The sequence below is a fragment of the Bradyrhizobium sp. Kon69 genome, assembly GCF_055807515.1.
This window is the reverse complement of the sequence record NZ_JBVVOS010000003.1, coordinates 26,306-49,111: the sequence shown is the minus strand read 5'-3', so window position 1 is coordinate 49,111 and position 22,806 is coordinate 26,306. Positions and strand designations below refer to the sequence as shown.

Annotated in this window: 22 protein-coding genes and 1 pseudogene; 9 read left to right on the top strand and 14 right to left on the bottom strand. The window is 64.0% G+C overall.

The features are described 5' to 3' along the window. Window position 1: 1 nt before the first annotated feature. Window positions 2-676, top strand: coding sequence for a thiaminase II (gene tenA, locus AC0L3U_RS04600; protein ID WP_473360861.1), 675 nt, complete (start codon window positions 2-4; stop codon window positions 674-676). 289 nt (window positions 677-965) lie between these two features. Here tenA and AC0L3U_RS04595 read toward each other — a convergent pair whose 3' ends face one another. The 3 genes from AC0L3U_RS04595 to AC0L3U_RS04585 are packed head-to-tail and all read right to left on the bottom strand — an operon-like array spanning window position 966 to window position 4,003. Beyond that, window positions 966-1,904, bottom strand: coding sequence for an AEC family transporter (locus AC0L3U_RS04595; RefSeq protein WP_473360860.1), 939 nt, complete (start codon window positions 1,902-1,904; stop codon window positions 966-968). Between the two features lie 6 nt (window positions 1,905-1,910). Continuing rightward, on the bottom strand, window positions 1,911-2,840 hold the full coding sequence (locus tag AC0L3U_RS04590; protein ID WP_473360859.1) for an HpcH/HpaI aldolase/citrate lyase family protein: 930 nt from the start codon (window positions 2,838-2,840) through the stop codon (window positions 1,911-1,913). Next, window positions 2,837-4,003 (bottom strand): CaiB/BaiF CoA transferase family protein, encoded by a 1,167-nt coding sequence (locus AC0L3U_RS04585; protein ID WP_473360858.1) that lies wholly within the window; start codon window positions 4,001-4,003, stop codon window positions 2,837-2,839. The genes AC0L3U_RS04590 and AC0L3U_RS04585 overlap by 4 nt, the downstream gene beginning before the upstream one ends. 322 nt (window positions 4,004-4,325) lie before the next feature. Here AC0L3U_RS04585 and AC0L3U_RS04580 point away from each other — a divergent pair, with 322 nt between their 5' ends. Together AC0L3U_RS04580 and AC0L3U_RS04575 are read left to right on the top strand one after the other, a co-directional pair. Continuing rightward, complete coding sequence (locus AC0L3U_RS04580) at window positions 4,326-4,688, top strand: hypothetical protein (RefSeq protein ID WP_027520308.1); 363 nt, start codon at window positions 4,326-4,328, stop codon at window positions 4,686-4,688. A gap of 446 nt (window positions 4,689-5,134) precedes the next feature. Continuing rightward, complete coding sequence (locus tag AC0L3U_RS04575) at window positions 5,135-5,812, top strand: ParA family protein (RefSeq protein WP_007596685.1); 678 nt, start codon at window positions 5,135-5,137, stop codon at window positions 5,810-5,812. Between the two features lie 78 nt (window positions 5,813-5,890). Here AC0L3U_RS04575 and AC0L3U_RS04570 read toward each other — a convergent pair whose 3' ends face one another. The 5 genes from AC0L3U_RS04570 to trxB form a co-directional block, all read right to left on the bottom strand. Continuing rightward, window positions 5,891-6,070, bottom strand: a complete 180-nt coding sequence (locus AC0L3U_RS04570; protein WP_007596684.1) for a hypothetical protein — start codon at window positions 6,068-6,070, stop codon at window positions 5,891-5,893. 98 nt (window positions 6,071-6,168) lie between these two features. Next, a complete protein-coding gene (locus AC0L3U_RS04565) occupies window positions 6,169-6,315 on the bottom strand; it encodes a hypothetical protein (RefSeq protein WP_166517545.1) in 147 nt (48 codons plus the stop codon). 179 nt (window positions 6,316-6,494) lie between these two features. Beyond that, window positions 6,495-7,403, bottom strand: coding sequence for a 4-hydroxy-tetrahydrodipicolinate synthase family protein (locus AC0L3U_RS04560; protein WP_473360857.1), 909 nt, complete (start codon window positions 7,401-7,403; stop codon window positions 6,495-6,497). Between the two features lie 462 nt (window positions 7,404-7,865). Beyond that, on the bottom strand, window positions 7,866-8,789 hold the full coding sequence (locus AC0L3U_RS04555) for a LysR family transcriptional regulator (protein ID WP_007614700.1): 924 nt from the start codon (window positions 8,787-8,789) through the stop codon (window positions 7,866-7,868). Window positions 8,790-8,794: 5 nt separating this feature from the next. Next, a complete protein-coding gene (gene trxB / locus AC0L3U_RS04550) occupies window positions 8,795-9,760 on the bottom strand; it encodes a thioredoxin-disulfide reductase (protein WP_473360856.1) in 966 nt (321 codons plus the stop codon). A 265-nt stretch (window positions 9,761-10,025) separates the two neighbouring features. On the opposite strand from trxB, the gene AC0L3U_RS04545 reads away from it, so the two are divergent. Next, window positions 10,026-10,505 carry an Lrp/AsnC family transcriptional regulator gene (locus AC0L3U_RS04545; protein WP_007596676.1) on the top strand — a complete coding sequence of 160 codons (480 nt, stop codon included), beginning with the start codon at window positions 10,026-10,028 and terminating at the stop codon, window positions 10,503-10,505. A gap of 89 nt (window positions 10,506-10,594) precedes the next feature. Here AC0L3U_RS04545 and greA read toward each other — a convergent pair whose 3' ends face one another. The 3 genes from greA to AC0L3U_RS04530 all read right to left on the bottom strand — a co-directional run bounded on the left by greA (window position 10,595) and on the right by AC0L3U_RS04530 (window position 16,059). Beyond that, entirely contained in the window at window positions 10,595-11,068 is a 474-nt protein-coding gene (greA, locus tag AC0L3U_RS04540; protein ID WP_007596674.1) for a transcription elongation factor GreA, read from the bottom strand. A gap of 212 nt (window positions 11,069-11,280) precedes the next feature. Next, window positions 11,281-14,745: a carbamoyl-phosphate synthase large subunit gene (carB, locus tag AC0L3U_RS04535; RefSeq protein ID WP_473360855.1), complete on the bottom strand. Its 3,465-nt coding sequence runs from the start codon at window positions 14,743-14,745 to the stop codon at window positions 11,281-11,283. 144 nt (window positions 14,746-14,889) lie between these two features. Continuing rightward, entirely contained in the window at window positions 14,890-16,059 is a 1,170-nt protein-coding gene (locus tag AC0L3U_RS04530; RefSeq protein WP_473360854.1) for an MFS transporter, read from the bottom strand. Between the two features lie 112 nt (window positions 16,060-16,171). On the opposite strand from AC0L3U_RS04530, the gene AC0L3U_RS04525 reads away from it, so the two are divergent. Further along, complete coding sequence (locus tag AC0L3U_RS04525; RefSeq protein WP_473347017.1) at window positions 16,172-16,543, top strand: ArsR/SmtB family transcription factor; 372 nt, start codon at window positions 16,172-16,174, stop codon at window positions 16,541-16,543. Window positions 16,544-16,799: 256 nt separating this feature from the next. Here AC0L3U_RS04525 and AC0L3U_RS04520 read toward each other — a convergent pair whose 3' ends face one another. Continuing rightward, complete coding sequence (locus tag AC0L3U_RS04520) at window positions 16,800-17,501, bottom strand: class I SAM-dependent methyltransferase (RefSeq protein WP_473360853.1); 702 nt, start codon at window positions 17,499-17,501, stop codon at window positions 16,800-16,802. 113 nt (window positions 17,502-17,614) lie between these two features. Between AC0L3U_RS04520 and AC0L3U_RS04515 the strand changes: the two genes are divergently transcribed. Beyond that, a complete protein-coding gene (locus AC0L3U_RS04515; protein ID WP_007596666.1) occupies window positions 17,615-18,139 on the top strand; it encodes a Dps family protein in 525 nt (174 codons plus the stop codon). A gap of 112 nt (window positions 18,140-18,251) precedes the next feature. On the opposite strand, the gene AC0L3U_RS04510 is transcribed toward AC0L3U_RS04515, so the two are convergent. Both AC0L3U_RS04510 and carA read right to left on the bottom strand, forming a co-directional pair. Further along, on the bottom strand, window positions 18,252-18,773 hold the full coding sequence (locus AC0L3U_RS04510; RefSeq protein WP_473360852.1) for a hypothetical protein: 522 nt from the start codon (window positions 18,771-18,773) through the stop codon (window positions 18,252-18,254). Between the two features lie 126 nt (window positions 18,774-18,899). Continuing rightward, entirely contained in the window at window positions 18,900-20,090 is a 1,191-nt protein-coding gene (gene carA / locus AC0L3U_RS04505) for a glutamine-hydrolyzing carbamoyl-phosphate synthase small subunit (RefSeq protein ID WP_473360851.1), read from the bottom strand. Window positions 20,091-20,221: 131 nt separating this feature from the next. Here carA and AC0L3U_RS04500 point away from each other — a divergent pair. From AC0L3U_RS04500 to AC0L3U_RS04490, 3 genes and pseudogenes are all read left to right on the top strand, one after another. Beyond that, window positions 20,222-20,965 (top strand): annotated as a pseudogene (locus tag AC0L3U_RS04500) (alpha/beta fold hydrolase); the annotation flags it as partial. A 33-nt stretch (window positions 20,966-20,998) separates the two neighbouring features. Further along, window positions 20,999-21,454, top strand: coding sequence for a GatB/YqeY domain-containing protein (locus tag AC0L3U_RS04495; protein WP_007614677.1), 456 nt, complete (start codon window positions 20,999-21,001; stop codon window positions 21,452-21,454). 158 nt (window positions 21,455-21,612) lie between these two features. Continuing rightward, a complete protein-coding gene (locus AC0L3U_RS04490) occupies window positions 21,613-22,749 on the top strand; it encodes an epoxide hydrolase family protein (protein ID WP_473360850.1) in 1,137 nt (378 codons plus the stop codon). Window positions 22,750-22,806: the final 57 nt, after the last annotated feature.

Here is a 22,806-nt window from a genome sequence, read left to right as displayed (position 1 = left end):
CGTGAGTTTCTTCCAGCGTCTCAAGACAGCAGCATCCGTCGAGTGGCGTGCCTACACTGAGCACCCCTTCACGAACGGATTGGCAGACGGCTCGCTCCCCGAAGCGGCGTTTCGTCACTACCTCGTTCAGGACTATCTGTTCCTCATCGAGTTTGCTCGCGCCTACGCGCTCGCGGTCTACAAGTCGCCCAGACTTGCCGACATGCGTGAAGCAGCGGCCGGCCTTTCGGCCATCCTCGATGTCGAGATGAACCTGCATGTGAAGCTCTGTGCCGATTGGGGGCTGTCCCCGACCGACCTTGAACAGGCCCCGCCGGCGGCTGAGATGCTGGCCTATACACGCTATGTGTTAGATGCGGGAATGCGCGGCGACCTGCTGGCTCTCAAGGTGGCACTTGCCCCCTGCGTGATCGGGTACGCGGAGATCGCGACGCGGCTCGCCTCGCTCCCTCTCGCGGACGCCGCGACGAACGCCTATCGCGTCTGGATCGCCGAGTACGCCGGCGCGCCGTACCAGGAGGTCGCCGCCAAAGCACGGGCGCATATGGAGCATCTCGCCGATCTCTACGCCACGCCGGCCCGCGAGGCAGAACTGATTGCGATCTTCAAGGAAGCCACCCGACTCGAGGCAGACTTCTGGGAGATGGCCTGGCGCGAGGGCCAGCGCGTTCAATAACCCTTTCGGCAGTCAGGATGGGGGCGAGGGCTCAGCACGCCACGACGCAGGATCGGTCGCTTTCGTTCCCCCATTTCAGGAGAAATCGGCGTCGGGCAACGCCGAACCTTTTCACGACCTTGGGTGTTTGTTTTGCGGCAGGACTGACAACGCTGAGGAGCTGAGACATGAACGGACTTATCTATCTGGTCGGACTCGTCGTCGTGGTTGGTGTGGTGCTCTCGTTTCTGGGCCTGCGCTGATTTGATATTTGGGAGGTGGTGCGGCGCACTCGCCAGGCTCTGACACTTCACCTCGCCACCACCCACACCACCACCGGCAACGTCACCGCCGCCAGCAGCGTGCCCAGCGCCACCGCGCCCGACACCGGGTTCACCAGCCGCTGATACTGCACCGCGAAGATGTACGCATTCGCGCCGGTCGGCATCGCCGCGAACAGCACGACCACGCCGGCCGCGAGTGGCGGCAGGTCGAGCAGTTTTGCCAGCACGAACGCGGCGGCCGGCATCGCCAGCAGTTTGAGCGCGCTCATGGCGAGGATGCCGAGCTTCTCGCCCTTGACCTCAAAGCGAAACAAATTGATGCCGAGCGCGATCAGCGCCGCCGGCGAGCCCGCCTGCGCCAGCAGCTCGACGGTCCGGTCGACGACCGGATGCAGGCCGAGGCCGGTGAGACGCCAGACGAGGCCGAAGCCGATCGCGAGCATGATCGGGTTGCGGGAAAGATCCAGCAACACCGGCACGATCAGCGACGCCGCCGAAGCTTTCTGCTTGCGGTCGACCAGCTCCATCTGCAGCGTGCCGCAGAGCCAGAGCAACGGCGTGTTCACCGACAGGATCAGCGCCATCGGCCCCGCAGCCTCGTTGCCCAGCGCCGAGAGGGTGAGGGGAATGCCGAGCATCACGATGTTGCCGTAGACCGAGCCGATCGCGAACACGACGCCGTCCTCGCGGTCCTCGCGCCGCTTCCGCAGCAGCGCTGACAGCGCCAACGCCGCGATCCAGGTGAGCGCGAGCGCGCCGTAATAGGCGCCCCACATCCGCCACGGGCTGACGCCGGAAAATTCCGACACGACGATGGTGCGGAACAGCAGCGCGGGAATCGCGATGCTGAAGGCGAACTCGGAGATGCCCTTGTGCGCGGTCTCCGAGACGAAGCGAAACAGCACCGCGGCATAGCCGGCCGCGATCAGCGCAAACACCGGCGCGACGATCAGCACGGTGGCCATGCGCCGCTACGACCCCATCTCGATGATCCTGCGCGCCATGCGGACATTGGCATAGTCGATCATCTTGCCGTCGAGGGTCACCGCGCCCTGGCCCTGCGCCTCGGCCTGCTCCATGGCCTCGACCACCCGCCGTGCGTGCGCCAGTTCAGTTTCGGACGGGACGAACGCCCGCAGCGTCGGTTCGATCTGGTCTGGATGGATCACCTGCTTGCCGTCAAAACCCATCGCAGCCGCCTTGAGCGCGCTGCTTTCCGTCAGTTGGGCATCCCGGAACGCGCCGCAGGGGCCGTCGATCGCGCGCAGGCCGAACGCACGCGCGGCCACCAGCAGGCGCATCATCGGATAGGCGAACAGATCGAGCGGGGCGGAGGCATAGCCGCTCTCGGCGGAGCCCACGTGACGGTAGCCGTCCGGCGACGCGCCGATTTCCGAGGAGCGGGCGCCGATCGACGCCGCGAAATCGCCGACGCCAAGATGAAGCGCGGCGACGCTTTGGTGCGCGGCGGCGAGCGCGTCGACATTGACGAGACCCAGCGCGGTCTCGATCAGCAGCTCGAGCGCCACAGGCGAGGGGCGATCCAGCGCGGCCGCGCGCAGCTGCTCGGCAATGGCGGCGATGTCGCTCGGGCGCTCCGCCTTCGGCACGATCACCGAATCCAGCCGGGGCAGCGCAGCGAGCGTGCGGATTTCCTCCGCGATGAAGGGGCTGTCGACGGCGTTGATCCTGACAGCGACGACCTTGTTGCCCCAATCCAGGGAGGACAACGCCTGCGCAGCTTCCTCAAGCGCCGCGCCCTTCTCGGACGGCGGCACCGCGTCCTCGAGATCCATGAACACCGCATCTGCGGCCGAGGCCGCGGCCTTGGCGACGAGACGGGAGCGATGCGCGGGAACGGCCAGATAGACCCGCGTCGGCCGCTGAGGGGCCATGGTCATGTCTCCTTTGCGAGACCGAGCTCGCTGAGGATGGCCTGGTTGTGCTGCCCGACGTCAGGCACCGGATCCATCCGGGGCGACAGCCCGGGAATGGTGAGAGCCGGCAGGAAGCTCATCACCGGGCCGCAACGAGTGCCCACCGTTTGCACCCGGGAGCGGGCGCGGAGCTGCTCGTGCTCCAGGAAAGCCTCGACCGAATTCAGATGTGCGTTGGCGATCGAGGCCTCGTCGAGCAGCCGCAGCACCTCGTCACTGGTCATCGCCGCAAAACGCTGCTCGATATGGACCTGCAGATCGTCCCTGTTCTGCATCCGCAGCGGATTGGTGCGGAAGCGGGGATGATCGGCGAATGCGGCATCGCCAAGCACGATGACGCACAGCGACCGCCATTCCCGGTCGTTCTGGATGCCGAAGAAGATCGTGTTGCCGTCGCCGACGCGGAACGGGCCATACGGCGCTATCGTTGCGTGCCTTGCCCCGGTTCGCGGCAGCGGCCGGCCCGTACTCTGCGTGTAGAAGGCGGGATAGCTCATCCAATCCGTGATGGAATCGAACAGCGAGGCCTGGAAGGCGGTGCCCTTGCCGGTCCGCTCGCGGCGATACAGCGCCATCAGCACGCCGTTGAGGATGTACATGCCGGTGGCGATATCGACCACGGAAAGTCCGACCTTGGCGGGCTCCGCCTCGGTGCCGTTGATGGCGAGGACACCGGCCTCGCATTGCACCAGGAGATCGTAGGCCTTCTTGTTGCTGTAGGCGCCGCCCGCGCCATAGCCCGAAACGTCGCAGGCGATGATCCGGGGAAATTTTCGCAGCAGCGAAGCGGCATCGAGGCCCAGCCGCTCCGCCGCACCGGGCGCCAGGTTCTGGATGAAGACGTCGGCCTGCGGCAGCAAGGCCTCGAGCACCTCCTGGCCTTCCGGGCTCTTGATGTCGATGGCGAGGCTTTCCTTCGACCTGTTGGTCCAGACGAACTGGCTCGACATCCCGTTCATCACGTGATCGTAGTCGCGGCAGAAATCGCCATCCCCCGGCCGCTCGATCTTGATGACGCGCGCGCCCCAGTCCGCAAGATGCCGGCTGGCCAGAGGAGCCGCGATCGCCTGCTCGAGCGAGACCACCGTCACGCCCGACAGCGGCAGCTCCGCCTCATGTCGCTCCATGCAATCGTCTCCGCTCCCGCTCACGCTTTTGTCCAGCGCAGGAGACAAGCCGACCACCCCACGCACGTTCTGTGATGGTGGCATCATGCCCCTGTTTTGCCCGACGAGTCAAACTTCATTTCGTAAAATCCGCAAATCGCGATCTGCAAAGTCCAATCAACACATGGACTTGGGTACTGTGCATGGGGTTGTTTTCGCGTTTTTTGTTTTAGGGGGCCCTGTTGCCGAGACCGCACACGTCCCGGCTTTCGCATCTCGCCTCGGTTGCCAACGAACGCCCGTTCACCCACTATCCGCTCCGACTCGACATTTGGGGGGATCGATGCCGGCGTTCCGCTTTAAGAAATCTTTCGCTGCTGCGATCACGGGCATCGCCCTGGCCGTCCTGATCCACCCTGGTGAAGGCTTTGCCTACTCCCAGGAGGAGCAGCAGGCCTGCACGCCCGATGCGATGCGGCTGTGCGGCGAGTTCGTTCCGAACGTCGACGCCATCACCGCCTGCATGATCCAGAAGAAGTCGCAGCTCTCGCCGCAGTGCCGGGCCTTCTTCCGGCCGGGACCTGAGCCGGGCATGGCGGCGGCGCCCCGCGCCGGCAAGCCGACCAGCATCGCGCCCAAGAGCTCGGCCCGGACGGCGAAGAAGAGCACCAAGCCGGCCAAGAAGAAGAAAGCCAGCGAAGGCTGAGCGCGGGCACCGCGTTCCCTTTTTGAAACTCGACCATGCCCGGGCCACAGCGCGCAGTGCGTTTGACGTCCCGGGCATTTGCGTGTCCGCCCCTCGTTCGCTCGCCCCTTGAGACAAACCGCCCCAGGCATCAGCCCCACACCAGCCACCGGACTCCTTTTGTTCGCCTTCGTGTGCGGACGCTTGCGACAATTGCGATCATGTGGGGATGGAAACGAGTCGCGAAACGGATTGCGCGGCGAGGTTGCACCCCATTTTTTCCCGCCGGACTGCTCAATAAATGCACGATTGCCGGTGTGAAGCCGTCGTCGCACGCAGCAGTGTGACTCAAAAGCCAACGCGCTTTGTTATTTCATGGCGCCGACATAACTTATGATAAATTTTTCTTTCCCGAATCACCGGGGTGATTCATTTTCGCCGCCTGGGGTCAATCTGGAGGCAGAGGTATGAACGTTATTGTTTTTGCATCGCGTAAAGGTGGCTCAGGCAAGAGTACGCTGGCCGCGCATCTCGCCGCGCAGATCAAGGCGACCAAGCCGATCCTGCTCGTCGATGCGGATCCGCAAGGCTCGCTCACGCTGTGGCACAAGCTGCGTGGCACCAACGAGCCGCCGATCAAGTCCGCGGTGAACTCGGTCAGCGGCATCGTCTCCGCTGCCAAGCGCGACGGTTATGAATGGGTGTTGATCGACACGCCGCCGAACCTGTCGGCCGTCGTCGACGACGCCATCCGCAATGCCACCATGGTGGTGATTCCCGCCCGTCCCGGCGTGTTCGACGTCAACGCGGTGCAGGAAACCATCCAGATGTGCCGTGCGGCGCGCAAGCCCTACGCGGTCGTGCTCAACGGTGCGCCGGCGCGCCGCGACGAGTCCGAAAGCCCGATCGTCACGATTGCCCGCGAGGCGCTGGCGAAGTTCCGTGCTCCGGTGTGGGGCGGCCAGATCACCAACCGTTCGGATCTGCTGATGGCGTTGAGCCACGGCGAGGGCGCGCGGGAATATCAGGCCGAGAGTCGTGCGGCTCAGGAAATCGCAAGGCTGTGGGCGGCGATCGAACGTTCGGTGAAGGCTATTCGCGGCACGGCGTCGGCTTCCGGCGCAATGCACAAGCAGGCGGCGTAATTTTTCACAAATCATTCCCCGGACGAAAAACGCGCGGACCTCCGCGCGTTTTGCGTTTTTGGGAAGATGACTTTGCCGCTAGGCGACCATCAGCATGTAGAACACGATCACCGGCGACAAAGTGAGGATCACCGACCAGATGCCGGCGGCCCAGAGAATGTCCTCGGTGGTGAAGCCCTGCTGTCCAGCGTCGTAATGCGACGCCATCTCGTTATGACTATTCACAAACGCCCCCGCGATTTCTTCGCTTATGGGCATGAACGCTACGTGAGATATTTTAAAATTCCGGGTCGCAGTTTGGCGCGCTTTTGAACACAGCTGCTACCACGGATTAACCATCCGGACCTGCGCTTCCATCACGCCAACCAGACCCGAAACACCAGCACCGGCATCAGGCCGAGCATCACCGCCCAGAACCCGAACGACGACACCACCACAATTCCCCGCAAGAAATCAGCGGATGCGAACATGTCTGCCGCCGTCGGGCGGATGCGCTGCCCCATGATCATTCCCCCATTTGAAAAGACTTTGAATGAAGACGATAGGCGCGATTGCGTAAACGAGCCGTGGATGCGCCATGCGGCAGCAGCGAAGGCCGTTGGGGCGCGGTTAACCACGGGACATGCTCTCTCACTCCCTCTCCCCGTTCTTACGGGGAGAGGGTGGGGTGAGGGGCTATCAGCTACGCCGCGACTTGCATGCGTCGCTCGATCTCGCGGTCGAACTGGACGGCGAGTTCGCTGCCGATCTCGACCATCGGCAGGCGCACTTCGGGGCTGTCGATCAGACCCGTGCGCCACAGCCAGTATTTTGCCGGCGCGGGACTGGGCTCGGTGAACAACAGGCGCGTCAGGTCCGCGACCTCCTGCCAGCGCGCCAGCGCCGCATCGTGATTGCCGCGCTTCAACTCGGCTTGGACTGCCGCAAACGTCGCGGTCTCGAGATGGGCCGACAGCACGATGCCGCCGTCGGCGCCGTCGCTGAGCGCCTCGAAATAATTCGCGTCCTCGCCGGTCAGCACGCGAAAGTCCGCAGGACGGTCGCGCAGCAGCGCGATGGATTGGTCGCGGCTTGCGCCGCAATCCTTCAGGCCGATGATGTTCGGATGCCCTGCAAGCCGCAGCAGCGTCTGGTTGGTGATGTTGACCGAGGTGCGATAGGGGATGTTGTAGAGCGCGAGCGGCCAGGCGGCGTGATCGGCGAGCGCCTCGAAATGCGCCAGCAACCCGCGCTGCGACGGCCGCACATAATACGGGCTCGCGATCAGATAACCATCGATCGGCCAGTCCGCGGTCGCGTCGAGACGTTCCTTCAGCCGCGAGGTGTCCGCGCCTGACAATCCGAGGCAGATCGGAAGCTTGCTGTGGCCGGTGGCCAGCTCGTCGCGCACGATGGCGACGAGGCGTTCGAGCTCGGCGCCGCGCAGCGTCATGCCTTCACCGGAGGTCGCCCCCAGGATGAAGCCGTCGACGGCCTGTCCGCTGTAATGCCGTGTCAGCCGGCGCAGCGACCTCTCGTCGAGAGCGCCGTCGCGAAACGGCGTTATCAGCGGCAGCCAGAGCCCGTGCAAATGTTCCTGTAGTCCGGTCATGTTCCATCTCCTTCTCGGGAAAAATCCTGAGACGGGGCACATGAAAAAACCCCGTCCAGGCGGCGGGGTTTTCGAAGTTTCGGCTCGCGATGACGAAGGCTGTTAGCGCGCGCAAAAATCCGAGGTCCCCAGATGGGGGCCTTTTTTCGAGGCGACTGCCTGCGACGAGATTGCGCACGACTTCGTGATCATTCGCAAATGATGCGGGGTAAGCATGGAACTGTCAATACACGTGGAGGGCGAGGGCCGGATCTGCCAAAAAAAAGCCGGGCTCGATCGAGCCCGGCTTAAGGTATTGGCCACGTGAGGCCGACACAATCACCTTCCAAGAGGGATTACTGAACTCCCGCGCCACTGGAGGAGGGGGACAAATGCGCAACGCGAAGGCTCAGCGTGTAGAGATTATGGGCTAGCTTCGCGCCATGCATCAAGCGTCCAAGCCGCATGTCAGACATGCGGAAATCAGGACGGCCAGCGCTGCGCCTTGCTCACCACGAAGTCGCGGAACACTTGCACGCGCGCAACCGTCTTCAGCTCTTCCGGATAAACAAAATACGTATCGAGCTGGATCGAATCCGATTCGCCGAACAGCTGCACGAGGCGGCTCTGTTCTTCGATGAGATAATCCGGCAGCGCGGCAATGCCGAGGCCCTGCTGACAGGCGCGGACGAGGCCGAGAATGTTGTTGACCCTGAAATAGGCTTCGCGCGGACCCGAGCCGTTGCGCCCCGCTTCGACCAGCCAGTTGCGGTTCTGAAGATGCGGCGCGAAGTTGCCGTCGGAGAGCGTGATGATGCGGTGGGAGTCGAGCTCCTCCAGCGTGCGCGGCGTGCCGAAGCGCTTGATGTAATCGGGCGAGCAATAAGCGTGGAAGCCCATCGCGAACAGCTTGCGCTGGATGAGATCCGGCTGCGTCGGCTTGCGGGTGCGGATCGCGACGTCGGCCTCACGCATCGAGAGATCAAGCTCCTCGTCCGTGACGATCAGCGAGATCCGTATTTCCGGATAGAGCGCGGTGAATTCGCCGAGCCTGGGGATCAGCCAGTTGATGCCGACGCCGGGCGTGGTGGTGATCTTGAGATCGCCGCTCGGCCGCTCGCGGCTGTCGGTCAGCTTCGCGCGCGCCGCCTGCAGCTGCATGAACACGTCATGGGCGGTGCGGAACAGGAGGTCGCCCTGTTCGGTGAGGATCAGGCCGCGGGCGTGGCGGTGGAACAGCGAGACCGAGAGCTCCTGCTCCAGTGCCGAGACCTGGCGTGACACCGCCGATTGCGACAGGCCGAGCTGCTCGCCCGCGTGCGTGAAGCTGCCCGCTTCCGCCGCGGCGTGAAACACCTTCAGCTTGTCCCAGTCCATATCCGTAAATCCGTCGCGTGTTCTTGCCATGATGTCTATTCCGCTGCCGCGCGCTCGCTGGCGCGCAGGGCCAAAAATCGTTCCGCCTCGAGCGCCGCCATGCAGCCGAGACCGGCCGCCGTCACCGCTTGACGATAGGTCTCGTCGGCGACGTCGCCGGCGGCGAACAGTCCGGGCACCGAGGTGGCGGTCGAGTTCGGGGCGAGCTCGACATAGCCCGACGGTTTCAGCTTGATCTGTCCCGCCACGAGCTCGGTCGCCGGGGCATGCCCGATGGCGACGAAGACGCCGTCGGTCGGCACATCGGTCAAGGCGCCGGTCTTGACGTTCTTCAGTCGCACATGGGTGACCTTGTTCGGGTTCTCGGTGCCGCAGATTTCGTCGACGGCTGAGTCCCAGACCACCTTGATCTTCGGGTGCTTGAACAGACGCTCCTGCAGGATGCGTTCGGCGCGGAAGTGATCGCGACGATGCACGATGGTGACCTGCGAGGCATGGTTGGTGAGGTACAGCGCTTCCTCGACCGCGGTATTGCCGCCGCCGACCACCACGACTTGCTTGTTGCGGTAGAAGAAGCCGTCACAGGTGGCACAGGCCGAGACGCCGCCACCCTGGAATTTCGCTTCGGACGGCAGACCGAGCCAGCGCGCCTGGGCGCCGGTGGCGAGGATGACGGTGTCGGCGAGATAGACGTCACCGCTATCGCAGGTCAGGCGAAAGGGGCGCTGCGAGGTGTCGAGCTTGGTCACCAGATCGGTCTTGATCTGGGTGCCCACATGCAGCGCCTGCTTCTCCATCTGCTCCATCAGCCAGGGGCCCTGGATCACGTCGGCGAAGCCCGGATAGTTCTCGACGTCGGTAGTGATGGTGAGCTGGCCGCCCGCCTGGATGCCCTGGATCAGGATCGGCTCGAGCATCGCGCGCGCGGCGTAGATCGCCGCCGTGTAGCCGGCGGGGCCGGAGCCGATGATGACGACCTTTGCATGGACAGCGGCGGACATTTCGACAGATGCCTTTCACGGGGGACTGCAGCGCGGGCGCGGAACGTGCCGGGAGGCCTCGCGGAGGCGCTGAAATATCAGAGGTAATCTAAGCCTTCTGGTGAGCTATGCAAGAATTGCATTCCATGTCGGCGGATTTTTCCAACAGGGAACAAAAGCCGATTGCGCTGCACGCGCAATAAAATTGCGCCGAGTGTGCGGTCTGGGCTATGAGGATTGCGATAGAGCCACCAATACCGCCGTAAAGGCCAGGAGTTCCAATCACGTGTCGCGGAACCTAGACGAGATCGACCTGAAAATTCTCACCGAGATTCAGGCCGACGGTCGAATCACGAATGTCGAGCTGGCCAAGCGCGTCGGCATTTCGCCGCCGCCCTGCCTGCGCCGAGTCCGGGCGCTGGAGGAGGAGGGATATATCCACGGCTATCGCGGACTTCTGGACGCACGCAAGCTCGGCTTCGACGTCACCGTGTTTGCCGCAGTGCACCTCTCCAGCCAGGCCGAGGCCGATTTGCGCGCCTTCGAGGAGTTCGTCCGCGCCGAGCCGCTGGTGCGCGAGTGCTGGATGCTGTCGGGCGAAGTCGATTTCATCCTGAAATGCGTCGCACCCGACATGGCCACCTTCCAGGATTTCGTCACCCATTTGACCGCCGCTCCGCACGTCCGCAATGTGCGGACCTCGCTGGTGCTGCACAATTCGAAATACGAGGCGGCCGTGCCACTCGACGTGAGGGGACGAAGGTAACGTCTCCTCCGTCATTGCCAGCAACACGCAGATACAGAAAAGGCCGCGCAGTGCGCGGCCTTTTTCAAATCACACGCAACGGCAAATCGTTACCGCCACTCCACCTTGGTGATCTCATAAGCCTTGGCGCCGCCGGGTGCGTTGACCTCGACGGTTGAGCCCTTCTTCTTGCCGATCAGCGCGCGCGCGAGCGGCGAGGTGATGGAGATGCGGCCCTTCTTGGCGTCGGCCTCGACCTCGCCGACGATCTGCCACACCGTCTTCTTTTCGGTGTCCTCGTCGACCAGTGTCACGGTGGCGCCGAACTTGATGGTGTCGCCGGACAGCTTCGAGATGTCGATGATGTCGGCGCGCGCGAGCTTGTCCTCGAGCTCGGCGATGCGGCCTTCATTGTGGGACTGCTCTTCCTTCGCGGCGTGGTATTCCGCGTTCTCCGACAGGTCTCCGTGCGAGCGCGCCTCGGCGATATGCTCGATGATCCGCGGACGGTCCTCCGACTGGCGCTTCTTCAGTTCTTCCCCGAGCGCGGCAAAGCCGCCCGCAGTCATCGGTACCTTTTCCATCTCTTCTCTCGTCCTTCGGTCGCGCGCGCCCCGACATGTCAACGCGCACGCAACTTGATTCGTCAGTCTGTCCGGGGGCTCAACGCGCGTGCCGCCGAACGTTCATATGGGCTTGGCGCCGGAACAGAACAACCATATGGCCGGACAGTTCCTCCGGCCATAGTGGCTTCATCGCCAATCACTTAGCGGAAGGTTGGGCCTCCCGCTCGCGATCAGGTTTCCGAAAAGTAGCTCTGCAGGGTCCGAACCTCAAGGTCCCCGCCCAGATAGGCGCGGATGCCCTGCGCGGCCGCCACGGCCCCGGAAAGAGTGGTGTAATACGGCACTTTATGCAAGAGGGCCGCGCGCCGCAACGAACGGCTGTCGGCGAGCGCCTGCGGGCCTTCGGTGGTGTTGAAGACGAGCTGGACCTCGCCATTGGTGATGGCGTCGACGATGTGCGGCCGGCCCTCCAGCACCTTGTTCACCTTCTCGGTCGGGATGCCCTGGTCGGTCAGGAAGCGGGCCGTGCCCGACGTCGCCAGCACCTTGAAGCCGAGCGAATGCAGCTCGCGAACGGCCTCGGCGATGCGCGTCTTGTCGCTCTCGCGAACGGAGACGAACACCGTGCCCTTGCGCGGCACCCGCGTGCCGCCGCCGAGCTGGCTCTTGGCGAACGCCACCGCGAAGGAACGGTCGATGCCCATGACCTCGCCGGTCGAGCGCATCTCCGGACCCAACACGGTGTCGACGCCGGGGAAGCGGGCGAATGGAAACACCGATTCCTTCACGCCGACATGCTTGAGCTCCGCCTTCTTCAGCTTGAAGTCGGCGAGCTTCTCGCCGGCCATGACGCGCGCGGCGATCTTCGCGACCGGCGTTCCGACCACCTTGGCGACGAAGGGCACCGTGCGCGAGGCGCGCGGATTGACTTCGAGCACGTAGATATCGCCGTCTTTGATCGCGTATTGCACGTTCATCAGGCCGACAACGTCGAGGCCGAGCGCCAGCTCGCGGGTCTGCCGCTCCAGCTCGTCGATCATCTTGGCATCGAGCGAGTGCGGCGGCAGCGAGCAGGCGCTGTCGCCGGAATGGATGCCGGCTTCCTCGATGTGCTCCATGATGCCGACGATGAAGGTGTCCTTGCCGTCGCAGAGGCAGTCGACGTCGATCTCGGTCGCATCTGACAGATAGCGGTCGAACAGCAGCGGGTTTTTGCCGAGCACGGTGTTGATCTGGCCGGTCTTGTCGTTCGGGTAGCGCGCCTTGACGTCAGACGGCACCAGCTCCGGCAGCGTGCCGAGCAGGTAATCGTTGAGCTGGTTCTCCTCGCGGATGATTTGCATCGCGCGGCCGCCAAGCACGTAGGACGGGCGCACCACCAGCGGTAGTCCGAGATCCGAGCAGACGAGCCTCGCCTGCTCGACCGAATAGGCGATGCCGTTCTTGGGCTGCTTCAGCCGCAGCTTGTCGAGCACGCGCTTGAAGCGGTCGCGGTCTTCCGCAAGGTCGATGGCGTCGGGCGAGGTGCCGAGGATCGGCACTTCGGCGGCTTCCAGCGCGCGCGCGAGCTTGAGCGGGGTCTGGCCGCCGAACTGCACGATCACGCCATGCAGCGTGCCGTTCGTGCGTTCCTTTGCGATGATCTCCAGCACGTCCTCGGCGGTGAGCGGCTCGAAATAGAGCCGGTCGGCAGTGTCGTAGTCGGTCGACACCGTCTCCGGGTTGCAGTTGACCATGATGGATTCGTAGCCGGCGTCGTGCAGCGCGAAGCAGGCGTGACAGCAGCAATAGTCGAATTCAATGCCCTGGCCGATGCGGTTCGGGCCGCCGCCGAGAATGATGACCTTCTTCTTGTCAGACGGCGAGCTCTCGTCCGCAGGCGCGCCCGCGAACGGCGCCTCATAGGTCGAGTACATGTAGGCGGTGGGCGAAGCGAACTCGGCCGCGCAGGTGTCGATGCGCTTGTAGACCGGGCGAACGCCGAGCGCGTGGCGCTTCGCCGTGACCTCGGCCTCCGTTGTCTCCGCGATCACCGCGAGCCTGGCATCGGAGAAGCCCATGGCCTTGAGCGTGCGCATGCCGAAGGCGTTGCCCGGCAGTCCGTTCTTGCGGACCTTCGCTTCCATCTCGACGATGCCGCGCATCTCGCTGAGGAACCACGGATCGATCTTGCAGGAATTGAAGATCTCCTCGTCCGACCAGCCGAGCCGCATCGCCTGCGCGACCTGGAGCAGCCGGTTCGGCGTCGGCGTGCCCAGCGCAGCGCGGATCGCATTCTTGTCGTCGTCGCGGCCGAGACCTTCGATCTCGATCTCGTCAAGGCCGGTGAGGCCGGTCTCGAGCCCGCGCAAGGCCTTCTGAAGGCTTTCCTGGAAGGTGCGGCCGATCGCCATGACTTCGCCGACCGACTTCATCGACGTGGTCAGCGTGGTGGAGGCACCGGGGAATTTCTCGAATGCGAAACGCGGCACCTTGGTGACGACATAGTCGATCGTCGGCTCGAACGAGGCCGGCGTGGCGCCGCCGGTGATGTCGTTGGCGATTTCGTCGAGCGTGTAGCCGACCGCAAGCTTGGCGGCGACCTTTGCGATCGGAAATCCAGTGGCTTTCGAAGCCAGGGCGGAGGAACGCGACACGCGCGGATTCATCTCGATGACGACCATGCGGCCGTCCTCGGGGTTGACGCCGAACTGCACGTTGGAGCCGCCGGTCTCGACGCCGATCTCGCGCAGCACCGCCAGCGAGGCGTCGCGCATGATCTGGTATTCCTTGTCGGTCAGCGTCAGCGCCGGCGCCACCGTGATGGAATCACCGGTGTGCACGCCCATCGGATCGAGGTTCTCGATCGAGCAGACGATGATGCAATTGTCTTTCTTGTCGCGCACCACCTCCATCTCGTACTCTTTCCAGCCGAGCACGGATTCTTCGATCAGCACTTCGTTGGTGGGAGACGCATCCAGGCCGCGCTCGATGATGTCGAGGAACTCTTCCTTGTTGTAGGCAATGCCGCCGCCGGTGCCGCCCATGGTGAAGGAGGGGCGGATGATCGCGGGCAGGCCGATCTCGGAGAGCGCCATCAGCGCCTGGCCGAGCGCATATTCCTGATAGCGCTTGCGGCGGTCGCTCTCGCCGAGCGTCCACTGCCGCTCCAGCTCTGCGAGTTCCGCGCCCGCTGCCTTTGCGCGATCGGCCTGGTACTTGTCGCGGAAAGACTTCTTCAGGGCGGAGGCGTTGGCGAGCCGCGACTTCGGCGTCTCGAGCCCGATCTTGGTCATGGCCTCGCGGAACAGCTGGCGGTCCTCGGCCTTGTCGATCGCGTCCGCGGTAGCGCCGATCATCTCGACGTCGAACTTTTCCAGCGTGCCTTGCTGGCGCAGCGACAGCGCGCAGTTCAGCGCGGTCTGTCCGCCCATGGTCGGCAGCAGCGCGAAGCCGCCGGGAATGACGTGACGTTCCTTCTCGATGATTTTCGCGACGATCTCGGGCGTGATCGGCTCGATATAGGTGGCATCGGCCAATTCCGGGTCGGTCATGATGGTGGCCGGATTGGAATTGACGAGGACGATGCGATAGCCCTCTTCCTTCAGCGTCTTCACCGCCTGGGTGCCCGAATAGTCGAACTCGCAGGCCTGGCCGATCACGATGGGACCGGCGCCGATGATCAGGATGGTGGTGATGTCTGTACGTTTGGGCATCAACTCTCGCCGAAGTGGAATTTGGGCACAAAAAAAGGGCGCGCCTGCTGCGCGTCCCTTTGGCCGAGAGCGCGGTGGTCCCCCTCGCGCGCGGGGTGGGTCTTAGACCAGTTTTCAGGGCGGCGAAACCCCGAAAAACGCCCATCAACCGGCAATTTTGACCGGTTTTGGCCGGGCCTGCCAGCCGCGGGCGAGATGGACCAGAAGAGCCGCCGAAACGCTCAATCCGCCGACCCAGCCCAGATCCGCCGGGCTCCAGGCCGCAAGCACGGCGCCGCCCAAGGCTCCGCCGATCGAAAAGCCGAGATACATCGCCGAGGCGTTGAGCGAGAGCGCGATCATCGAGGCCTGCGGCTCGATCCGGATGATGCTGGCGACCTGAGCCGGGTAGAACGCCCATCCCGAGATGCCCCAGAGGAAGATCGCGCCCAGCACCGCATAATGCGCCTGTCCCGGCATCAGCTTCAGGACCAGCGAATGCAGGATCAGCGCGCTGGCCATGCCGGCAAGCCCGAGACCTGCTGTGGCGAGCGTGCCGAGCCGGTCGGCGAGGACGCCGCCGAGCATGTTACCGATCGCGGCGGCGCCGCCGAACACCAGCAGCGCGAGGCTGATCTGCGAGGCGTCGAAGCCAAGGCCACGCAGCGGGACCGCGAAATAGGTGAACACGGTGAAGCCGCCGAGCGCCCATAAAATCGTGATCAGAAGCGCCGTCAGGATATTGCGGTGACGCGCCACCGCCAGCCGATCGCTGAGCGAGGCCGTGTTGCGCGGCAGGCCGCGGGGCAGGCCGAGCAGGAGGCCGGCGAGCGCAACGGCGCCGATCAGGGCGACCATGGCAAAGGTCGCACGCCAGCCGAGCAGGCTGCCGACGAGATTGCCGAGGGGAACGCCGATGACGGTCGCAACCGTGAGGCCTGAGGTGACCAACGCCACCGCACGGCCGCGTCGCTCCGGCGCGGCGACGGCCACGGATACGGCCAGCGCGGTCGGCATGCACAGCCCGGAGCCCAGCGCCATCAGCATGCGCGAGGCCAGCAACAGGGCGTAATTCGACGCCACCATCGCCGCGAGGTTTCCGGCAATGAAAGTCGATAGCGCCAGGGCCAGCACCGTGCGGCGGTCGATATTGTTCAGCGTCACCGCCAGGATCGGCGAGCCGACCGCGTAGGTGAGGGCGTAGGCCGTGACCAATTGCCCAGCGGCGGGCACGGAAATCGCCAGGTCGGTTGCGATCGACGGCAAAAGCCCAGCAATGACAAAGCCTTCCGTGCCGATCGCAAAGGCCGCCAGAGCCAACCAGAATACGCTCATCCGAGAATTCCCTATGTTCAATGTTTATTGAACTATCGAGGGGGCCGGATCAGGAGTCAATTGGTTCAAGAACTATTGAACATCGAGGCCATTTCGCTATGATGCTCAGACCATGAGCCGCACCCCACCTCACCCCACCCGCGAGCAAATCGAACTGCCGATGATTCTGGATTGCCTGAGCGATCCGATCAGATTGGCGATCGTGTACCAGCTCGCGCAGCAGGACCATGTCAGCGGCGAGCTGTGCTGCGGCGATTTCAACGCGCTCAGCGGCAAGTCGAATCTCGCCTATCACTTCGCCAAGCTACGCGAATGCGGCCTGATGCAGACCCGCGTCGCCGGCACCAACCGCTTCGTGCGGCTGCGCCGCGATGATCTGGACGCACGCTTTCCGGGTCTGCTCGATGCAGTGATCAGCTCGGCCGCCAAGGAGGCGGACCGGCTGCAGCTGCTGTCGCAGCGCGATGTGGTTGAGGCAGATTGAAGTTGAGAGATTGTGCGCCAATCGCCCGGCTTCGCCCTTCGGCTTCGCCGCGGCAGCCTTCGCCACGATAGGGCTCGCCGAGCCGAAGCTGGCGGAGCCAGCGAAGGCTGGAGACCCGGCCTGGATTTGAACCAGGATAAAGAGCGATGCATCGCCCTCGCGTAGACACTTCCGCCACCGGGCCGCGACGATCATTACTGATCGGGGTGCGACAAGCCACCTCAGGCAGGCGTTATGCTTAACGGATTCACGAAGCTCAACGGACCAACGGCGGCCGCGCGACGAACGTCATGCGCCAGCTATTGTGGCCGATATTGCGGTGAGCGCGCTGGACCGTGAAGCCGGCTGCCTTGAGCTTGGCGGTGATCTCCTCCTCACTGTAGCGCTGCAGCCCGATGCGCGTGCGCAGCTGACGGTAATCCGACAATGCGGTGCTGATCAGCCCGATCAGCGCATCTTTCAAAAAGCCGTGACGAAGGCCGAAGCTGAGTAGCGCTGTGACGTCCCTGAACATGCCGACATTGGGCTGGAGGATGTCGCCCAGCACGAGCTTGCCCGAGGGCTTTAGGATGCGGCGGAAGTTGAGAAGTGCGGCGTCGAGCTCGTCCGGCGCCATGTATTGCGCGACCGAGTTCATCACGACGAGATCGATCGACTGCTCCTGCATGTTGTGGACGTCGTCGAGCGACCGGACGCGGATTTTCGTGTTCGGGGCAAACCGCGAGATCAACCGGCCGCGCACGCCGGGCGCGGGCTCGGCGAGGATCAACTTGCCGCAGGCCGCTGCGACCTGGCTAGCCGACAGCGCCTCGCCGCAGGCATAGTCGAGCACGGTCGCCTCGGGCGAGGAGATGTAGCCGATGATGTCCCGCGCGATGATCTGGAAGTGCAAGTCGCGATGCAGCTTGCTGACATAGATCGTATGCGTCGAGTCGTAGTAATCGATCCAATCGTCCATGGTCGTCGAGGGCCCCCGCCAAACGGTTCCGCTGCAGGAACCGGCGCTGCCCGCCTGCGTTAGGGGTGCGGCGGCGCGCCGTCAATGTCTGCGTCCTAACAGGAAGGTTTCCCGTGAGCAAAGCCCCACAAAAGGTCTCGCCCGACCTCGACACTCCCACCGATCTTTCGTCCCAGGCCGTCAACAAGGTTTCGGAGGCGCTCAACGTCCTTCTGGCCGACGCCTTCGCGCTGTATCTAAAGACCAAGAATTTCCACTGGCACATCAGCGGCCGGCATTTCCGCGATTATCATCTGCTGCTCGACGAACAGTCCGACCAGATCTTCGCCACCACCGACCAGCTCGCCGAGCGCGTCCGCAAGATCGGCGGCACCACGCTGAAATCGATCGGGCAGATCGCCAAGCTCCAGACCATCAAGGACAACAACGAAGACTATGTCCCGCCCCGCGAGATGCTGCGCGAGCTGATGCAGGACAACAAGCATGTCGCCGCGGCAATGCGCAAGGCGCACGAGGTCTGCGACGACGCCGGTGACGTCGCCAGCGCCAGCATCCTCGAAAACTTCATCGACGAGACCGAGCGCCGCACCTGGTTCCTGTTCGAAGCCACAAGACAGGAAGGTGCGAACGAGGCGTAGGATAGGTCGTAGGGTGGATTAGCCGCAGGCGTAATCCACCACGTCTGCCTCCGCGGAAACAGAAGAGGTGGGTTACGCTTCGCTAACCCACCCTACATCACCTTGCTTGTAGCTACAGCCACAACCGCATCAACGCCCCGTCCTTCCCCGTCACCGGATCGGCCGGCGGCAGCGCGACGTTTGGAATCGTCTTCAGCGCTTTCGCGTGGTTCTCCGGTGTTGCGCGGGTGACCTCCATCTTCGCACCCGGCGGATAGGCGCCGATCACGCAGAAGTCCGCGCTGGCCTTGATGCGTTGGTGACCTGTGCCGGCGGGCAGGATCGCGACGTCGCCGGCCTTGATCTCCAGCTCCTGGCCATGGTCGCCGCCGAAGCGCACGCGCGCGCTGCCACGCGCAACACCGAGCACCTCGTGCACCGTCGCGTGATAATGCAGATAGTCGAAGACGCCATTGCGCCACGTGCCGCCCCAGCCGTTCGCTTCGAACAAGCGTTCGATCGTCTCTTCCGGCTGTCTGGAATCAAGCTTCACCGCGGCCTGGTAGACCAGGAAGGGGAGGATATTGTTCGGTACGAGCCCGTCATCCTCAAACACGATGGCGAGCGGCTCGGCATTGTTGCGAACGACGGACATAAAGGGCTCCTGCGTGAGCGTAGCAGGGATCAACGATAGGAGTTGAGCGGCGTTCCTTTGACGAAAAAAGCCCGGGACCAGGCCCGGGCTTTTTGTCATGACGTTAGTTGCGAAAGAGCGCGCGACTTACGCGCTCTTCTTCTGCCGCATCAGGTCCGCAAAACGCTGGAACAGATAGTGCGAGTCGCGCGGACCCGGCGAGGCCTCGGGGTGGTACTGCACCGAGAACACCGGCTTGCCGTCGAGCTGGATGCCGCAATTGGAGCCGTCGAACAGCGAGATGTGGGTCTGGGTTGCGCCCGTCGGCAGGGTGCTCTCGTCCACGGCAAAGCCGTGGTTCATCGAGGTGATCTCGACCTTGCCGGTGGTCTCGTCCTTGACGGGATGATTGGCGCCGTGGTGGCCCTGGTGCATCTTCTTGGTCTTGGCGCCGACGGCGAGGCCGAGCATCTGATGGCCGAGGCAAATTCCGAAAGTCGGCGTGCCCGACTTGATCACGTCCTGGATCACGGGCACGGCATATTTGCCGGTCGCGGCCGGATCGCCGGGACCGTTGGACAGGAACACGCCGTCCGGCTTCATCGCCAGGATGTCCTCGGATGACGTCGTTGCCGGCACCACCGTGATCTTGCAGCCGACGCCGGCGAGCAGGCGCAGAATGTTGCGCTTGATGCCGTAATCGATGGCGACCACGTTGAACTCAGGCTTGTCCTGACGGCCAAAGCCCTTCTCCCAGAGCCAGGGCGTCTCGTCCCAGGTGAAGCGCTGGCCCGAGGTGACCATCGGAACGAGGTCCATGCCCTCGAGGCCCGGCCATTCGCGCGCTTCTTCCTTCAGGCCGTGCAGGTCGAACTCGCCATCCCTGGCGTGCGCGATCACGGCGTTGGGCATGCCCTTGTTGCGGATCAGCGCGGTCAGCGCGCGGGTGTCGATGCCGGAGAGGCCGATGATGCCGCGGGCCTTCAGCCACTGGTCGAGGTGCTTGGTGGCGCGGTAGTTCGAGGGATCGGTGATCGCGGTGCGCAGGATCACGCCGCGCGCGCCGGGCGTCGCGGCCATGTTCACCGTCTCGATGTCGTCGTCATTGGTGCCGACGTTGCCGATATGGGGGAACGTGAAGGTGATGAGCTGGCCGGCATAGGAGGGATCGGTGAGGATCTCCTCATAGCCGGTCATCGCGGTGTTGAAGCAGACCTCGCCGACGGCTTGGCCTTCGGCGCCAAGGCCAAAGCCTTCCAGCACCGTGCCATCGGCAAGCACCAACAGCGCGGTCGGTTTGTGGTCCGGCCAGGCGGGATCGTTATCATGTTGTGTCATGAGCCCGGTTCATAGTCTCCGCGGGCGCCGGCGTCAAAGCGGAGATGCGCCGATTCACATGCGTTTTTGCATATTTGACAGGTCGCCTTGGGCCCCTAAGCTCCGCGGCATAATTTCCGGCAAGTTCCGGGGCTTGGGAGGCAATAATGGACCAGACGACGCCGATTCTGCTGGTTCCGGGATTAGCTTCCTCGGCCCGGATCTATGCGCCGGTCATCCCAGCGCTGTGGCGGTTCGGCCCGGTGATGGTCGCCAACCATATTCGCGACGACAGCATGGCGGCAATCGCCCGGCGGGTGCTGAGCGAGGCGCCGCCGCGCTTCGCGCTCGCCGGCCATTCCATGGGCGGCTACATCGCCCTCGAGATCATGCGCCAGGCGCCCGAGCGGGTGGCCAGGCTCGCGTTGATCAACACTCAGGCGCGGCCCGACGCGGAGGAGGCGACCGCGCGCCGGCGCGGCCTGATGGAGCGGGCCAGGCGCGGCGAGCTGCGTGCCGCGCGCGAGGAGATGTTTCCCGAACTGGTGCATCCGTCGCGCCGCGACGATGCCGGTATTCGCCAGCTCGTGCATGAGCAGGGCGAGGACGTCGGCGTCGAAGGCTATCTGCGACAGCAGACCGCGATCATCGCGCGGGTGGATTCACGGCGGACGCTCGCGACGGTCAAATGCCCGACGTTGGTGCTGACGGGCGATGCGGACAAAACGATTCCCAACGCATTCTCGAAGGAGATGGCGGAGGGCATTGCCGGTGCAAGGCTCGTCGTTTTGGAGAATTGCGGACATCTGCCGCAGCCGGAGCAGCCCGCGGCGACGGTGCGCGCGCTGGTCGAATGGCTGGGACCCCCGGTTGTCTCAGGGCCGCGAACGGCCTAGATCAGGCCTCGGATATTCTAGGGGAGCACGATCATGCTGCGCGACGACATCAACAATGCGGTCAAGGAGGCCATGAAGGCCAAGGAAGAGCGCAAGCTGTCCACGCTGCGCATGGTCAATTCGACCATCAAGAACGCCGACATCGAGGCGCGCGGCAGCGGCAAGCCGCCGCTGTCGGACGCGGATCTGCTCGGCGTGTTTCAGAAGATGATCAAGCAACGCCAGGAATCGGTCGAGCTCTACGAGAAGGGCGGCCGTGCCGAGCTCGCGGCGCAGGAGCGCGAGGAGATCGCGGTGATCTCGGCGTATCTGCCGAAGCAGATGTCGGACGACGACGTCAAGAAGGCGATCTCGGACGCGATCGCCGAGACCGGCGCCGCCGGCATGAAGGACATGGGCAAGGTGATCGCCGTGCTGAAGACGAAGTACGCCGGCCAGATGGATTTCGGCAAGGCCTCCGGTTTGGTGAAGGCTGCTCTGACGGGCTAGACGGCCGCGCCGAAAGGTTTGCCAGGAGCTGACAGACTATCATCCCGTTATGCCCGGCCTTGTGCCGGGCATCCACGTTCTTCAGAATGAAGAAAAAGAACGTGGATGGCCGGGACGAGCCCGGCCATGACGAACCTCCGATGAGCAGGGCCTCTCCCATGACCGCCATCAAGCCGTTCCGCGTCGCCATCAGCGACGACATTCTCACCGACCTCAAATCGCGCCTGGCCCGCACGCGCTGGCCGGAGGCGGAGCTCGTCTCCGACTGGAGGCAGGGTGCGCCGCTGGCATGGATCCAGGAGATCTGCGCCTATTGGGCTGATGGCTACGACTGGCGCGCGCGCGAGGCAAAACTCAACCGCTTCGAGCAGTTCACCACCGAGATCGACGGGCTCGACATCCACTTCCTGCATGTGCGCTCGAAGGAGCCGTCGGCGCTGCCGCTGATCATCACCCATGGCTGGCCCGGCTCGATCGTCGAATTCCAGAAGGTGATCGCGCCGCTGGTCGATCCTGTCGCGCATGGCGGCAATCCCGCCGATGCTTTCCATGTCGTCTGTCCGTCGCTGCCGGGCTTTGGGTTCTCCGGCAAACCGAACACCACCGGCTGGGGCGTCGATCGTATCGCCGCGACCTGGGCCAAGCTGATGGATCGGCTCGGCTATATTAGTTATGGCGCGCAGGGCGGCGACTGGGGCTCGGCGGTGACGACCTCGCTTGGCATGCAGGACGGCGAGCATTGCGCCGGCATCCACGTCACGCTCGCCTTCAACGCCGCGCCGAAAGTCGAGGGCGAACCGACGCCGGAAGAGAAGCGCGCGCTCGCCGGCCTCAAGCATTATGTCGACCTCGACTCCGGCTATTCGAAGCAGCAATCGACGCGGCCGCAGACACTCGGTTACGCTCTGACCGATTCGCCGAGCGGACAGGCGGCCTGGATTCTGGAAAAATTCTGGGCCTGGACCGATTGCAACGGTCATCCCGAAAACATCTTCACCAAGGACGAGCTGCTCGACAACGTCATGCTCTACTGGGCGACGGAGACGGCGACCTCGTCTGCGCGGCTCTATTGGGAAAGCTTCGGCAAGCGCCGGACCTCGCCGGTCGTCAAGGTGCCGACGGGCGTGGCTGTCTTCCCCAAGGAGATCATCACGCCGGTGCGGCGCTGGATGGAGCCGAACTTTCACAACATCACGCATTGGAGCGAGATGGAGAAGGGCGGCCATTTCGCCGCATTCGAGCAGCCGGAGCTGTATGTCGGCGAGGTCAGAAAGTTCTTCCGGACGGTGCGGTAGCCACAGCCGTCATGCCCGGGCTTGTCCCGGGCATCCACGTCCTTAAACTGGGGCCAA

Excerpts from the sequence above, each read along its gene's own strand:
- AC0L3U_RS04520 (WP_473360853.1), bottom strand. The coding sequence starts at position 17,501 with ATGGACGATTGGATCGATTACTACGACTCGACGCATACGATCTATGTC.
- AC0L3U_RS04580 (WP_027520308.1), top strand. The coding sequence starts at position 4,326 with ATGCCGGCGTTCCGCTTTAAGAAATCTTTCGCTGCTGCGATCACGGGC.
- AC0L3U_RS04560 (WP_473360857.1), bottom strand. The coding sequence starts at position 7,403 with ATGACCGGACTACAGGAACATTTGCACGGGCTCTGGCTGCCGCTGATA.
- AC0L3U_RS04585 (WP_473360858.1), bottom strand. The coding sequence starts at position 4,003 with ATGGAGCGACATGAGGCGGAGCTGCCGCTGTCGGGCGTGACGGTGGTC.
- AC0L3U_RS04510 (WP_473360852.1), bottom strand. The coding sequence starts at position 18,773 with ATGTCCGTCGTTCGCAACAATGCCGAGCCGCTCGCCATCGTGTTTGAG.
- AC0L3U_RS04565 (WP_166517545.1), bottom strand. The coding sequence starts at position 6,315 with ATGGGGCAGCGCATCCGCCCGACGGCGGCAGACATGTTCGCATCCGCT.
- greA (WP_007596674.1), bottom strand. The coding sequence starts at position 11,068 with ATGGAAAAGGTACCGATGACTGCGGGCGGCTTTGCCGCGCTCGGGGAA.
- AC0L3U_RS04590 (WP_473360859.1), bottom strand. The coding sequence starts at position 2,840 with ATGACCATGGCCCCTCAGCGGCCGACGCGGGTCTATCTGGCCGTTCCC.
- AC0L3U_RS04595 (WP_473360860.1), bottom strand. The coding sequence starts at position 1,904 with ATGGCCACCGTGCTGATCGTCGCGCCGGTGTTTGCGCTGATCGCGGCC.
- AC0L3U_RS04490 (WP_473360850.1), top strand. The coding sequence starts at position 21,613 with ATGACCGCCATCAAGCCGTTCCGCGTCGCCATCAGCGACGACATTCTC.
- AC0L3U_RS04555 (WP_007614700.1), bottom strand. The coding sequence starts at position 8,789 with ATGGCAAGAACACGCGACGGATTTACGGATATGGACTGGGACAAGCTG.
- AC0L3U_RS04525 (WP_473347017.1), top strand. The coding sequence starts at position 16,172 with ATGAGCCGCACCCCACCTCACCCCACCCGCGAGCAAATCGAACTGCCG.
- carA (WP_473360851.1), bottom strand. The coding sequence starts at position 20,090 with ATGACACAACATGATAACGATCCCGCCTGGCCGGACCACAAACCGACC.
- AC0L3U_RS04530 (WP_473360854.1), bottom strand. The coding sequence starts at position 16,059 with ATGAGCGTATTCTGGTTGGCTCTGGCGGCCTTTGCGATCGGCACGGAA.
- AC0L3U_RS04575 (WP_007596685.1), top strand. The coding sequence starts at position 5,135 with ATGAACGTTATTGTTTTTGCATCGCGTAAAGGTGGCTCAGGCAAGAGT.
- AC0L3U_RS04495 (WP_007614677.1), top strand. The coding sequence starts at position 20,999 with ATGCTGCGCGACGACATCAACAATGCGGTCAAGGAGGCCATGAAGGCC.
- carB (WP_473360855.1), bottom strand. The coding sequence starts at position 14,745 with ATGCCCAAACGTACAGACATCACCACCATCCTGATCATCGGCGCCGGT.
- trxB (WP_473360856.1), bottom strand. The coding sequence starts at position 9,760 with ATGTCCGCCGCTGTCCATGCAAAGGTCGTCATCATCGGCTCCGGCCCC.
- AC0L3U_RS04570 (WP_007596684.1), bottom strand. The coding sequence starts at position 6,070 with ATGCCCATAAGCGAAGAAATCGCGGGGGCGTTTGTGAATAGTCATAAC.